A 12,402-nucleotide genomic window follows, 5' to 3' on the forward strand; every position below is an offset into this window, starting at 1 on the left:
TCACTCGAGACCTTCCCGAACCATCGATTCCTGGGGCAACTTCCGTGCCTCCGGCAGCTCGATCCTTACCTCGGTGCCCACGCCCTCCTCGCTTCGCAGCGAGATCGTGCCTCCCATCCTCTCGACGAGCTCCTTGCAGATCGGGAGCCCAAGGCCGAAGCTCCCTCCCGCGCCGTCCTTCTCGGGGTCCCGACGCCCGCGATAGAAGCGCTCGAAGACCATCTCCAGGTCCTCCTCGCCGATCCCGCTGCCGTCGTCCTCGACCGTTACCGCTTCGGCCTCGATGCGTACCCTTACCTCGCCTCCTCGTGCCGAGTGCTGCACGGCGTTGTTGAGCACGACGAGGAGCGCCTGCTCCAGCCACTCGTGGTCGGCCCTCACGTGCCCTCCCCGTCCTCGCACGCTAAGGGCGAGTCCCGCGCTCTCCGCGAGCGGTTGCATCCGTTCTCCGGCTTCGCGGGCCACGCCGTCGAGGTCCAGGGTCCTGAGGTCGGGCTCCTGGAGGTCGTAGCCGGTCCGCGCCAGCCTGAGCAGGGTCTCCGAAAGCCTGCGCATGCGCTCCGCCTCGGAATGTATGTGGGCGAGAAAGCGCCGACGGACCTCGGGATCGTCGTCGTCCTCGGTGAGAAGGAGCTCCGCGGCACCCAGGATGGTGGTGATGGGGGTTTTCAGCTCGTGGGCGGCGTTCGCGAGGAAGCGCTGCTGGTTGGCCTCCAAGCGCCGCCCCTCGGAGAGGTCCCGGATCACCACGAGCACCCCGCCGCCCCCGCCGAAACCGGGGAGGCGCTCCAGCTTGACCTGCAAGAATGTGTCCCCGTCGCGCACCCTCGCCTCCGAGCAGCTTTCTCTGTTCGCGCAGCGGGTGACCGCTCGCCGAAGATCGAAGTCCTTCCAGGGATTGGGTGTCTTGCCCAACGGTCCCTCGCCGTCCCCGAGGTCGAGCATCCGCCGGGCGACGCTGTTGGCGAAGACCACGCGGCCCTCGGGGTCCGTCGCGAGCACGCCTTCCGAGAGGTTGTCTAGGATGGCGTTGAGCGTGGCGCCGCCCTCCTTGAGCCGGAGAAAAGAGTTCTCGAGCCTCTCGGCCATCACGTTCAGGGTCCCGGCCAGCTCCCCAAGCTCGTCGTTAGGTCCCGGCTCGATGCGCTGCGAGAGGTCGCCGCCCCCCATCGCGCGGGCGCCGAGAGCGATTCGCTCGACGCGCCGGCCGAGCAGGGTGGCCAACAGCAGGGCGAGGCCCCCGCCCAGGACCGAGGCGACAGCCGCCGCCTCCACCCCGCTGCGCAGGAAAAGCCGGTAGACGACGTCTTCGGCCTCCCCGGGCGCGAACACCAGCCCTCCGTCGAGGTTGCCCTCCCGGATCAGCGGGGCCACCGCTACCCTCTGGTCGCCCATCGTCTCGTTTATGCGCTCCCCATCGGCAGCGCTCCGCAGGAGCTCCCCGGAGGGCGAGATGACGTTCTCGCCCGCGCGGGCTACGACACGGCCCTGCCGGTCGACGATGAGCATCTCCCCGCCGCTCGTCTCGGCGGCGAGCTCCAGTTCGCGCCGGACATCGCTGGCCTCCGCTCTCGAAACCGCGCTCGCCGCGGCGGCCGCCCGGGCGAACGTCCGGTCTTCGACGTAGCCCCCTAGCCGGGCCCCGGCGGCGGGGAGCACGTAAAGTAGCACCGTGGCGACGGAGAGCAGCACGATCAGCACCGCCGCCAACGGCATCCAGACCCGAAACTTGAAGTTCATTTCGATGAATTGTACCCGAGCACCTCCGAGCCTCCGCCGGCATGTAAGCGGCATTAACCGAACCTTTACAGATTCTTAACCGAACCTTGCCGACCGCCAATCGGCCCCTGCAAGACTCCTTACCGGACGCCCCAAAGGGGCTCGGGAAGCGAAGCACGCTAACACGGACGAGGAGGCTGGTAAGAGATGACGATGCAGGCGCCGGAGCTACTGATGGGTTATATGGCGCACCTTGGTCGGAACGAGCTACTCTCCCGCGACGAGGAGCGAAGTCTAGCTAGGGCGACCAAGGCCGGCGACGAGAAGGCCCGCCGGAGGCTGATCGAGAAGAACCTCAGGCTCGTCGTCTCCGTCGCCAAGAAGTACCGCGGGATGGGCCTGCCGTTCGAGGACCTGATCCAGGAGGGGAACATCGGCCTGATGAAGGCCGTGGAGAAGTTCGACCCCGACCGGGGCTACCGTTTCTCGACCTGTGCGACCTGGTGGATCCGCCAGGCCGTGCAGCGCTCGGTGACGGACAAGGGGCGCACCATCCGCGTGCCCGCCCATATGGCCGAGAAAATCAAGGACGTAGCGCGCGCCTACAACGCGCTCTTGGCCGAGCGCGAGCGCGATCCCTCGGAGGAGGAGGTCGCGGAGAGGCTCGGGTGGGCCACCGACAAGGTGCGGCTCGTGGTAAGCGCGATGCCTGATGCCACCAGCCTCGACTTGCCGGTTGGCCCCGAGGAGACGGCGCGTATTGGGGACTTTGTCGAGGACGAGGGAGCCCCGGACGTATCGGACGAGGTCGTGCGGGCCCGCGAGGTCGAGCACCTCCGCCTCGCCGTGCTTCGCCTCCCCGACAGGGAGCGGCAGGTTCTCGTCAGGCGCTACGGACTCGATGGTCGTGAGCCCGCAGGGATAGCCCAGCTCTCCGCGGAACTCCGGCTCCCCCGAAAGCAAGTCGGCAAGCTACAGCGGAGGGCGGAGCAGGCCATCCAAACCGGCGCGGCCACCTCCCAAAAGACTGTCGCATGACCGATCTTGAAGGCTCGCAGTCCCCGCCCGTGGGACGCGCCTCGACGCCCCTTCCGCAGAGGACCAACGGCGGTTTTTGCACAGGTTCTGCGTTCACCGAGAACGGTGGCTAGGGGCATGAAGCCGGCTAATGATGAGAGGGCTCTTCGGGATGCGCAACAGAACGGCGGGTGCCACGGAAGGTATTCGGTGGAGGGCGGTGGCCATCGGTTGGACGGCGGCCGTTTTGGCCGGAATCGTGATCAGTACGTTGTTGAGGCTGCTCTACGGGTTGCTCCTCGGACCGGAAGTCGAGCGCGGCTCATTCACAGCCGCGGCGGTGGTCGTCTCCCTCGTGGCGGGCTTCCTCTCCTACCTCCTCGGGGGCTACCTCGCCGCAAGATCGGCGCGGTACTCGGGTCAAAAGCACGGGACGCTAGCGGCTTTCGCCGGCCTGACGGTGGGGATCATACTCACGTTGATCCTGACGCCCTTCGAGATCGTCTTCGCGGAGGGCGTGGCCTTACCGCCGTCGTGCTTCGGCCTCACGGGCGACAGCGTGTCGGCCGGTCTTGCCCTGTTCGCGATCAACGTTTTCGGCGCTCTCGTCGGTGGGACTATAGGCGAACCTCTCCATACGGATGGGTGACGATGGGGGCGGCATCGGGGGCCGCGCGATGAGCGCGGCTTGCGCAGAGGGAGCGCCCGTGCGGGTGATCCACAACCCGACGTCTGGGGGTGGTGCATGGGACGGAGAGGCCCACCTGCGCGCCGCTCTGGCGGACCGAGGCGTCGAGTGGGTCCGCACGGGGCGCCTCGGGGAGGCGCGCGAGGCCGCCCGCGAGTGGCGCGACGGTCTCCTCCTGGTCGTGGGGGGCGACGGTACCGTGAACGAGGCGGTGCACGGGTTGGGGTTGGCCGGGTTCCCCGAGGGGGTCACCCTCGCGCTCTTGCCGACGGGCACCGGCAACGATCTCGCCCGAACGCTGACGGTGCCGGCAGATCCGAAGGATGCTCTGGAAACGGTACGCGCGGGCCGTACGCGCGTCTTGGACGCTGCGAGGGTCCGCTCCGGGGAGGTCGGCGAGAGGTTTTTCGTCAACGTCGCCGTCGGCGGCGCCGGGGAGATGGTCTCCGAGGCTGCGGACGACGAGAGTCTCAAGGGCCGGTGGGGAGAGCTCGCCTACTCGAGGGCCTTCGTCGAGGTGGCCCGAAGCTTCCACGCGCCTGTCGTCAGGCTCGTCGTCGACGGCGAGGAACGCCGCGTTCGGGCGTTGAACGTGGCGGTGGGCAACTGCCGCTACGCGGGCGGCGGCTGGCCGGCCATCCCCAGGGCAAATCCCGAGGACGGGCTACTGGACCTCGTGGTCGTTGAGGAGGCCGGTCTGTCCGGGCTGCTCGGCCTCGGCCGGAAGGCCCTCACCGGGGCGGATTACCTGGGGGACGAAGGGGTCTTCTTCGCCCGCGGGAGGAGCATCCGGGTGGAGACCGTGCCTCCGGGCGGGTTCGGGTTCAACGCCGACGGCGAGCTCGTAGGCCGCGGTCCCGTCGACTTCTCGGTGATCCCCCGCGCCCTGAAGGTGATCGTCGGTTCGGGCTACGCCCCGGAACCCCCGGAAAGACTTTCCGATCGGGCTCTGCGCGTGGTCTCGCAGGCGTGAACAGGAGGCGATCGTGAACTGGCAGAACGTCGATCAGGAGGGTGCCGCCATTTCCAACGTCCTGAACGTGCGCGTCATCGGAGCTGGCTACTACTACCTGGTCAAGCTCTACCGCGAGTGGATCCGCCGGAGCAAGGAGGAGCGCACCGCCGGCGGACGGCCTATGGTCGTGGTCAGCGCCGACTACAGCCGACTCCCCAATGTCGGCACCGTCGTGCGCAACTTCAACAAGGCCCCCGCGAAGGAGGCCTCCTTCGCGTTCTCGGCCCCCGTCGTCGCCCCAGACGGCCTCGTCGTCTCGGACCTGCCTTACCTGAAGAAGGGGCTGCCCTTCCTGGAGCCGGAGGGGCAGATCAGCCACCTGTGGGGCCGCCTGCCGGACCTGGCGCCGGTGCTGAGGGAGAGGGGGCTGGAGGACGGCATAAGGCTGACCACGAGCTACAAGGACCTGGCGGGCGAGTCCTACGAGACCGAGTGGACGCTCGACCCTCTGCTCTTCGAGGGCTGCGGGATCGGCAGTTCGAAGCGCATGACCGAACTGGCCGACGCCGTGGAGAAGATCCCTGGTTCCTCCAGCAACGACGGAGGGCGTCGCGGCAGATCCGGCGAAAACGAACGCTACGGAACAACAATTCGGAAAGGAGATGCTCAATGCTATTGAGCGCGAAAGAGCTGAAGGGGTACTCGATCCAGACGACGAATGGCAAGGCCGGCATCGTGCAGGGTCTCCGCTTCGACGACGAGGGCTGGAAGGTCCGCTACGTCGTCGTCAGGGCCGGCGGGTGGATCGCCAACCGGCAGGTCCTGGTCGTCCCCGACCACGTCGAGGGGGCTGACCGGGACGCCCGCGTCTTGCGCGTGGATCTCACCGAAGAAGCGGTGAAGAACGCCCCCAGCGCCGAGACCGATCGTCCGGTCGCGGAAGGGGAGGAGGCCGCACGCCTCGAAGGCTACGGAGCTTCCCCTTACTGGGGCAGCGGCTGGGAGGCCGCAGCGGGCGCCGCCCCGATCCAACCGGGGCCGTACGTGCGCGATCGAGCGGCCGAGGTCGGCGTTCCGCGCGAGGAGGGGGACCCTCACCTCAGGAGCACCGAGGAGGTCGAAGATTACTCCATCGGGACCACCGACGGCGGGGTGGGACACGTCGAGGACTTCGTCGTGGACGACGAGGGGTGGGAGATCCGCTACGTCGTAGTGGACACGCGCGACTGGCTGCCCGGCAAGAAGGTGCTGATCTCGCCGCGCTGGACCTCCTCCGTGAGCTGGCCGCAGAAGGAACTGTACGTGGACCTGACGCAGGACGAGATAAAGGGCGCCCCCGAATGGGACCCAAACGCTCCTCTGGATCGCGAGTACGAGACGCGCCTCCACGAGCACTATGGACGACCGCCGTACTGGGTCTACCGCTAGAAGCTCCGTGAAAGGATACTGCCGTAGCTCCCGGTCCGGGCCCGCCGGTCGTACACGCGTCGTGCGTAGGCCCGGAGGAAAAAACGAGCACGAGGGAAACCCAGAGACGTACTGCGGCCGATTCTCCGGCGGATGGGCTCACCCGCAAGCTTTTCGCGACCGGGAGCCGGTTCCTCCACCGGCCCCCTCAAGACGGGTAACGCCGGGAGGGGCCACGACGGACATCGGTTCGGCCGCTCGGGAGGGTGTCGCTACCGCCTCAGGCACCGTTGTTGGGGGGCGCCGGGTCCTCGTGTCCCACAAACGGAGGGCTTCGAGCGAAAGCGGCGCAGCCCTTGGCAGCAGAACGCAGAACAAGAGAAAGGCTTTCTGGCGTGACACGTACGTTCGATGACGACGGTCGAGCCTCTGGGGCGCAGGGGCGGTTGTCGCGTTGGTCCCTCGGCCTGCTCCTAACGGCGTCCGCCCTTCTCCTCGTGGGGTGCGAGGGCGGCGATGAGGAGGGGGCTGGCGACAACCTCGACGGGCAGGTCGTAGCGCTGGAGACGGAGGTTCCTTTGAGGGCCCCGGCCTACCAGCCTGCCTCGGGAGGGGCCCTCCTGGCCCTCACCGAGGACGGCGACGGGATCGTCAAGCTCGAAGTGGAGGAGCCCGAGGGCGGCCTCTTCGCGGGACCCGACGAGCAGGACCCGCGACTGGTGGTCGCCGGGGGCGCGGACCTCGAGGGCGAGAGCGCCGGGGAGAACATGGCGCTCGACCGCAACAGGGAGGGCCGCGCCTTCGTGCCGCAGCCGGAGCTGGACCACATCCAATCCCTGCAGACCGACGACCTCTTGGAGATCCGCACCTTCGACGCGGGCGAGCCCCCCGTTCGGGTCGCTATGAGCGGCCCCCAGAACGCCATCTACGCCCTCTCCGCCGACGGCAAAACAGTCACCGCGGTAAGCTTCGACACATTCGACCCCGTGGCCGAGAGGCGCGTGGACGGGGGCGAGGAGACGCTCATCGCGACCTCGCCCGACATCGAGGACGAGTTCTGGCTCGCGGGCCCGGAGGGCGTCTCTGCGCACGCGTTCGGGACCGACCCCTTCCCCGAGGGAGAGATCCCCCTCGACGCCGCAGCCCTCGCCGTCGACGCCGAAAACTCGGAGAGGGCCTACGCGAGCGAGACCGGCACGGGGCGCATCGTCGCAGTCGAGCCCGAGAGGAGCGGCGGGGGGCTCGGGGTGGTCGAGGAGCGGGACCTCGGCGAGCCCGTCTTGTACCTGGCCGCGGAGCCGGGTTTCCTGCACGCGGTCACCCCACAGAGGCTGGTAACGCTTGACGCCACGAGCCTCGAAACGGTTCAGGCTGTCGAACTTCCTCCGGAAGCGGGGGAAGAACCGAATGGCATCGCAGTCGGGGAGGAGGGCGTCTTCGTGACACTCGAGGGGGAGCGCCTCGTGCTGCTCTTCTCCAAGCCCCCGACAGAAGAGTAAGGAGGAAACATGAGACGTTCGTTTTCTAGGGAGAAGAAGGCCGGGGCCGCCGTCGCCGTCCTGGCGGCGTTGCTCGTGGCGGGTTGCGGGAGCGGCGGAGAGGAAGAGCAAGGGGGTGCCCCAGAAGGGGAGGGGGCCGCGGCGGCTCAGGGAGGCGACGCCTCCCAAGCGGTGGCGAACTGGCCGGTCGACGAGATCGCCGCCGAGGTCGAGCCCTCCGTCGTGCAGGTGAACGTCGAGGCGATCCAGGAGACTCCCTTGGGCCCGCAGGAGGGCGAGGGCTTGGGGAGCGGCGTCATCTACCGCGAGGACGGCTACATCATCACCAACAACCACGTCGTCGAGGGGGCCGAGACGGTGAACGTAGCGTTCGCCGACGGCTCCACGGAGGAGGGCGAGGTCGTAGGGACCGACCCGTCCACCGACCTCGCCGTCGTGCGCGTCGATCGGGAGAACCTGCCGGCGGCGGACTTCGTGGAGAACCTGGACCTCAGGCCCGGCGAGCTCGCGGTCGCCGTGGGGAGCCCGTCGGGGTTCCAGTCCACGGTGTCGCAGGGCGTGATCAGCGGCCTCAACCGCGAGGTGCCCGCCTCGCTCACCGGGGGCAGGCAGGAGGAGGCGCTCGTGGACCTCATACAGACCGACGCGGCCATCTCGCCCGGCAACTCCGGGGGCGCCCTGGTCAACGAGGACGCCCAGGTCGTCGGCATAAACGCCGCCTACCTGCCGCCCGCCCAGACCGGGGCGGTGAACATAGGCTTCGCCATCCCGTCGCCGACGGCGATCTCGGTGGCCGACCAGATCATCGAGACGGGGCAGGCGACGCACCCGTACCTCGGCGTCGGGGTCTCCAACCTCACCATGGAGATCGCCGACCGGTACGGCCTCCCCACCGAGACGGGGGCGCTGGTCACGCAGGTCGAGTCGGGGAGCCCGGCCGACGATGCCGGCATAGAGCCGAGGAGCGTGATCACGGCCGTCGGCGGGGAGGCGATCCGCGACACGGGAGACCTGCTGGCCGCCCTCAGGGACTATGCCCCCGGCGACAGGGTGGAGATGACGGTCGTGAACAACGGCGAGGAGGCTCCGGTGACGGTGGAGCTCGGGGAGCGCAATCGCTAGACAACCGGACCGCTGCAAGAGCGAGGATACGCAAAGTACGAGGGCAAAGGGAGGTCACGGGGTCTGCTCTTTTGCGTGTGAAGATCCGGCTGCGGGGGCGGGCCTCGTCCCGCAAAGAGGGTGCCCCGCGGCGTGACTGTACACCGCCCGATGACCGGGCACAGATGAGCGACGACTCTGGCCTCGGGTGTTGGGTTGGGGTACGTTGCGGGGAGAGCGGCCGGTCCCGGCCCTTCATACGGTTGCGCCGGTTCCCAGCGACAACGAAACCGGTGCGCTAGCACTAGGAGGCAGGAATTGAGGATCGGGGCGGTCGCCGCGAAGGAGTTCTGGGCGTTGGTGCGTCAGCCGCAGCTTCTGCTGCTCCTGCTCGTGGGGCCGGTCCTGATCATGACGGCCTTCGGCTTGAGCTTGGACGTGCGGGACATCCTTAGGCCGCGCGCCCTCGTGGTGGTCAAGCCCGGCAGCGAGGGCGCCGAGCTCTTCGAACGTTACAGAGAAGAGTTCACCGACCGCACGCAGTTCGTGGGGACTACTGGCGACCTGGAGTCCGCGAGGAGGCGGCTCCAGAGGGGGGAGGTCGACGCCGTGATCACTATACCGCCCGATCCCTTGGGAACCGTCGCGAGCGGCGAAAGGACGCCGTTGGGGGTGGTCTACAACACGATCAATCCCGTCTTCGGGACCAGGGTGCCCGCCCGCGCTTACGCCCTGGTCCTCGACCTCAACCAGAGCCTCATAGAGACGACGATAGGCGGCGAGATCGGGAACCTGCGCACGATACAGGAGCGGCTGAACGAGCTCGACCGCCGGCTCGAGGAGGCGAGCGCCGCCGCGGAGGAGTTAGCCTCCGAGGAGGCCCAGACGGTCACGACCGAGCTCGACGAGGCGCTCGCCACCCTGGAGGGCTCCTTGGGAGCGCTGGAGGAGTCCGAGGCCGTCGAGGGGGACGTCTCGGAGACGCTCAGGGGGATCAACGACGCACAAAACGTGCTCGGAGAGGTGCGAGAGGTCCAGAGGGAGGGGACTATCGGGGAGAGAAGCGGGCTGACCGACCTGCGAGAAAGCGTCAACTCCGCGCAGGAGGCGCTCGCGGCGCTGCCCGACGACGTCTCCCCTCAGGTGCTCACGAACCCCTTCCGGCTCGAAACCGAGAACCTGGCCACGCCCCCGGACGTCGTGGGCTTCTACGCGCGGGGGGTGCTCGCGATCCTCGTCCAGCACATCTCCGTGAGCCTGGCCTCGTTGGCCGTGGTGCGCGAGCGCCTGAGCGGGGCTTACGAGTTCTTCGAGGTCTCGCCCTTGAGGCCCGGGGAGCTCCTGGCCGGGCAGTTTCTGACCTACCTCGGGCTCGTGCTCGGGGTGAACCTGGCGGTAGCTGCGGTGCTAGCGGGGTTTCTGGGCGTCCCTGTAGAGGGCGGGTACTTGAGGATGGCCTTCGCCATGGTGCTCCTCACAGTAGCGTCTTTAGGCCTGGGGTTCCTGATCTCCGCTCTCGCCAAAAGCCAACTCCAGGCCGTTCAGGTTTCGATGCTCCTCCTCATAGCGAGCGGCTTCTTCGCGGGCTTTCTCTTCCCTTTGAGCGAGATGAGGGGGCCGGGCGTACTCGTCTCGAACTTCCTGCCGGCGACGTACGGCATAAGGGCGTTGCAGGACGTCATGATCCGGGGCGAGACGGTCTCGACCTACGACCTCGCAGGGCTGGGCGCGATGGCGATAGTCGCCCTGGGCGCCGCCCGGTTCTTTGTGGGCAGGAGGAAGCACTAGCGTGGCGGCGATACGGGCGGAGGGGCTCGTCAAGCGCTTCGGCGGGGAGGAGGTACTCAAGGGGGTAGACCTCTCGGTCGAGGAGGGGGAGATCTTTGGCCTCATAGGCCCCTCTGGCGCGGGCAAGAGCACCCTCATGCGCTCCCTTACCGGTTACCTCTCGCCCACGCAAGGGGAGGTCGAGGTGCTCGGCAGGGCCCCGGTCGCGTTCGGGCCGAAGGAGAAGCGCCGGGTCGGGTACATGCCCCAGGGCTTCGTGCTCTACGGCCAGCTCTCCGTGCGCCAGAACCTCAACTTCGTCGCCGGTCTGTACGGGCTGCGCTTCGGGGAGCGCCGGCGGCGGGTGCGGGAGACCCTGGAGTTCGTCGAGCTCTGGGAGCACCGGCGGAAGGTCGCCGGGGACGTCTCCGGGGGGATGCAGCGCAGACTGCAACTCGCCGCGGCGATCGTCCACGAGCCCGAGCTCCTCTTCGTCGACGAGCCCACAGCGAACCTCGACCCGATCCTCAGACGACGTTTCTGGGAGGAGTTCCGCTCCTTGCGCGACGAGGGGCGCACCATCTTCGTCACGACGCAGTACGTCGGCGAGGCCGAGCTCTGCGACCGCGTCGGGCTTTTGGCCGGCGGTAGCATCGTCGCCGCAGGTACCCCCGATGAGCTCCGACACCAGGCTTTCGGCGGCGAGAACATAGAGCTGCATGTGGCCGGCGAACCCAGCCGCCTCACGGAGCACCTCGGCCTCCTTGAGGACCTGGGGAGCGACGTCGAGGTTCGCGGAGGACAAAACGGAAAAGGAGAAGCCGTGAGCGTCGTGCGGCTCCTCGTGGACGACGCCGATTCAAAGCTACCCGAGGTCCTCAAGGCCTTCGACTGGGCTGACATTCGCTCCGCCAACGTCCCCAAGCCCTCCTTCGACGAGGTCTTCTTCCGCCTGGTGCGGGAGCAGTAGGAGGTAAGTTCCGGCTTCGCGTCCGCAACTGTTTCGGAGGTACCAGTGAGATTCTAGGGATTGACGCATCTCACGAGGCCTCGGCATCCCCTGCCAGAGGGTCTACCTAGGCGGCGTGCCCGGGGTAGCAATAGCGTGTTGGAGGGCTGGATGCGTAGTGACGCATCAAAACCGCGAGCGCGGGGCGCCAAGCCATCGGCCTCCGGCTATGTACAAGATTCAACCGCTGTGGGTTCAGTATTTCGCACTTAATCCTCCCTTTACACAACGCTTACGGCCCGCTTATCGGCCGGAGTTAGAACGTGGGGGACGTGTAAAGGCGCGAGGGCACGAGGCACATCAGATACATCAATTGTGTTCTCGATGCAGCGCCGAGCAGGTTCACGAAAGGAGAGGAGCGGATGGGCAGGCGCAGAGATAGAGGGGTAGGCGGCGATCGGGCCGTCGAGCCCGAGGAGGCCGGGGCGCACGGCAACGATCCGGATGCCGTGGAGGTCCACCGCATCGGCGACGGGGGTCGGAGTGACGGCGTGGCAAGCGAGGAGCGGCCCGCAGGGGGAGCCGCGGAGCGCGAGCGGGAGCCCGTCGAGCCCAACCGGCCGACGGCGGTGCCCTACCCCGAACGTCGAGGGGGCACCGACCTGGTAATGCGGCGCGACAGCGCGAGGTGGGGTCCGATCTGGGCGGGTTTGATCACGGCGATCACGACCCTCCTGCTGCTTCAGCTGCTTGCGATCGGGCTTGGGCTCGTAGGCGTCAGCGCGGAGAACACCGGGAGCGCCTGGGTGCCGGCGATCGTGGGCCTCATCGCCTTCTTTACCGGCGGCGCGGTCGCGGGGATGACCTCCGCGGTGAGGGGGGCCGCGACCGGCTTCCTCAACGGCTTTTTGGTGTGGGCGTTGGGCACCGTGCTGATCCTGGTGCTTTCGGCTCTGGGGCTCGGCTCGATATTCGGGGCCCTGGGTAACGTGGTCGGTCAGCTCGGCCTGTTCGGTCCGGGGGGCGTGAACGTACCGAACCCCAACCTGCCCAACGTCAGTCCCGACCAGCTCGCCAACGCGGTGAGGAACGGAGCGATAGGCGCGTTCTTTGGGCTGTTGGTCTCGGCCATCGCCGCTGCTGTAGGTGGCTACCTCGGCGGACGCTCCAAGGAGCCCATCGGCCACATGGCCCAGGACAACGACTAACGCAAGCCGCCGGTGCTCTCGGTCTTCTAAGCATCCGTCTCGGCGGGGGGATCGATCCCCCCGCCGAGACGCGTACATTGCAGCATGTCGTT

The 12,402-nt window shown here is 67.8% G+C and carries 11 protein-coding genes; 10 read left to right on the forward strand and 1 reads right to left on the reverse strand.

Features of this window, described 5'->3' with window-relative positions; translation table 11 throughout:
- Window positions 1-1,740, reverse strand: coding sequence for an ATP-binding protein (locus GBA65_RS07465; RefSeq protein ID WP_166396038.1), 1,740 nt, complete (start codon window positions 1,738-1,740; stop codon window positions 1-3).
- A 186-nt stretch (window positions 1,741-1,926) separates the two neighbouring features.
- Between GBA65_RS07465 and GBA65_RS07470 the strand changes: the two genes are divergently transcribed.
- The 10 genes from GBA65_RS07470 (at window position 1,927) to GBA65_RS07515 (ending at window position 12,310) form a co-directional block, all read left to right on the forward strand.
- Window positions 1,927-2,757, forward strand: coding sequence for a sigma-70 family RNA polymerase sigma factor (locus tag GBA65_RS07470; protein WP_166396039.1), 831 nt, complete (start codon window positions 1,927-1,929; stop codon window positions 2,755-2,757).
- 199 nt (window positions 2,758-2,956) lie between these two features.
- Complete coding sequence (locus tag GBA65_RS07475) at window positions 2,957-3,385, forward strand: hypothetical protein (RefSeq protein ID WP_166396040.1); 429 nt, start codon at window positions 2,957-2,959, stop codon at window positions 3,383-3,385.
- Entirely contained in the window at window positions 3,378-4,397 is a 1,020-nt protein-coding gene (locus GBA65_RS07480) for a diacylglycerol/lipid kinase family protein (protein WP_166396041.1), read from the forward strand. Before GBA65_RS07475 ends, GBA65_RS07480 begins: the two co-directional genes overlap by 8 nt.
- 13 nt (window positions 4,398-4,410) lie before the next feature.
- The gene (locus tag GBA65_RS07485; protein ID WP_166396042.1) at window positions 4,411-5,058 is read left to right on the forward strand and encodes a hypothetical protein; all 648 of its coding nucleotides are present in this window, start codon (window positions 4,411-4,413) and stop codon (window positions 5,056-5,058) included.
- Window positions 5,055-5,807, forward strand: coding sequence for a PRC-barrel domain-containing protein (locus tag GBA65_RS07490; protein WP_166396043.1), 753 nt, complete (start codon window positions 5,055-5,057; stop codon window positions 5,805-5,807). Before GBA65_RS07485 ends, GBA65_RS07490 begins: the two co-directional genes overlap by 4 nt.
- A 425-nt stretch (window positions 5,808-6,232) precedes the next feature.
- Window positions 6,233-7,285 carry a YncE family protein gene (locus GBA65_RS07495; RefSeq protein WP_166396044.1) on the forward strand — a complete coding sequence of 351 codons (1,053 nt, stop codon included), beginning with the start codon at window positions 6,233-6,235 and terminating at the stop codon, window positions 7,283-7,285.
- 9 nt (window positions 7,286-7,294) lie between these two features.
- The gene (locus GBA65_RS07500; RefSeq protein WP_166396045.1) at window positions 7,295-8,407 is read left to right on the forward strand and encodes a S1C family serine protease; all 1,113 of its coding nucleotides are present in this window, start codon (window positions 7,295-7,297) and stop codon (window positions 8,405-8,407) included.
- Window positions 8,408-8,704: 297 nt separating this feature from the next.
- Window positions 8,705-10,174: an ABC transporter permease gene (locus tag GBA65_RS07505; protein ID WP_166396046.1), complete on the forward strand. Its 1,470-nt coding sequence runs from the start codon at window positions 8,705-8,707 to the stop codon at window positions 10,172-10,174.
- A 1-nt stretch (window position 10,175) separates the two neighbouring features.
- Window positions 10,176-11,123, forward strand: a complete 948-nt coding sequence (locus GBA65_RS07510) for an ABC transporter ATP-binding protein (RefSeq protein WP_166396047.1) — start codon at window positions 10,176-10,178, stop codon at window positions 11,121-11,123.
- Between the two features lie 401 nt (window positions 11,124-11,524).
- Entirely contained in the window at window positions 11,525-12,310 is a 786-nt protein-coding gene (locus GBA65_RS07515; protein WP_166396048.1) for a hypothetical protein, read from the forward strand.
- Window positions 12,311-12,402 lie beyond the last annotated feature (92 nt).

The organism is Rubrobacter marinus, assembly GCF_011492965.1.
In the GTDB taxonomy this organism is placed as follows: Bacteria; Actinomycetota; Rubrobacteria; order Rubrobacterales; family Rubrobacteraceae; genus Rubrobacter_F; species Rubrobacter_F marinus.

Coding starts and splice junctions, on each gene's coding strand:
- GBA65_RS07515 (WP_166396048.1), top strand. CDS start 11,525: ATGGGCAGGCGCAGAGATAGAGGGGTAGGCGGCGATCGGGCCGTCGAG.
- GBA65_RS07465 (WP_166396038.1), bottom strand. CDS start 1,740: ATGAACTTCAAGTTTCGGGTCTGGATGCCGTTGGCGGCGGTGCTGATC.
- GBA65_RS07470 (WP_166396039.1), top strand. CDS start 1,927: ATGACGATGCAGGCGCCGGAGCTACTGATGGGTTATATGGCGCACCTT.
- GBA65_RS07500 (WP_166396045.1), top strand. CDS start 7,295: ATGAGACGTTCGTTTTCTAGGGAGAAGAAGGCCGGGGCCGCCGTCGCC.
- GBA65_RS07480 (WP_166396041.1), top strand. CDS start 3,378: ATGGGTGACGATGGGGGCGGCATCGGGGGCCGCGCGATGAGCGCGGCT.